1 pseudogene is annotated in these 800 nt (G+C 56.8%); it reads right to left on the bottom strand.

Annotation, left to right across the window (positions count from 1 at the left end):
• Positions 1 to 540 (bottom strand): annotated as a pseudogene (locus EOA85_RS36435) (hypothetical protein); the annotation flags it as partial.
• Positions 541 to 800: the final 260 nt, after the last annotated feature.

Genomic DNA, 800 nt, shown 5'->3' with positions numbered 1-800 from the left:
TTCCGGCTCCGACTTCGCCGCCGCCTGCAGGCTTTCCACAATTCTGTCGTAGCCTGCGATATCAATCGTAACATTTGCCTCGGGCTTCATGCCGGAGAACGTCATCTCGCCTTCCATCGCGATTTCCATGTCGCGGTTCTTCACCGTGCTGTGGCCGATGATAAATTTCGGCGTCTTGGTCATGAAATCAGCTTTGATCTGATCGCCAAAGTCCGCCGGCAGCGGCGGATTGTTGTTTAGATCAAAGGTTTCGATCGCCTTTTTCGCCATGCTGTCGAGATCGATATTGGCGCCGCCGAAATTCAGATTGATGTCGGTGGGCAGCAGCGCCGTACCCCAGGCGGGCACAAGATTCGGAGGGATCGTCAATCCTGCGGCCTTGATCGTATAGTTGATTGCTCCGTTCTGGGCGATGCCGTCGGACCCGAAGCTGGTGCCCAGCTCCGCCGCACCGAAATGCCCGACCGGGCTTTCGACACTGACATCCTTGAGCCCGTAGCTTCCGTCGATCCGCTCCCACAGCGGCAGCGCGGCGAGCAAAAGCGATTTGAGCTGCGCCTGGTTGGCCTTCAGCTTGGCTTCGTCTTCATTGGCGACGGCAAATGCCAGCAGATCGAGAAATGGCTTTGTCCGCATCCCTTTGCCGGTCGCATTCACCGACAGTTCTGGCGATTTGATTGTAAGCGGGAATTTCAGCCCGCTTTTGGGATCGTCAAAATCAAGCGTTTCGGCAAAATCGGCGATCGTCTGCGTCGCGGTGAAATCCACGCCGCCATTCGCAGCTTGGGTTGCGTTCATAG

The organism is Mesorhizobium sp. M5C.F.Ca.IN.020.29.1.1 (assembly GCF_003997375.1).
Taxonomy (GTDB): Bacteria; Pseudomonadota; Alphaproteobacteria; order Rhizobiales; family Rhizobiaceae; genus Mesorhizobium; species Mesorhizobium wenxiniae.
This window is presented reverse-complemented; position numbering and strand designations above follow the sequence as displayed.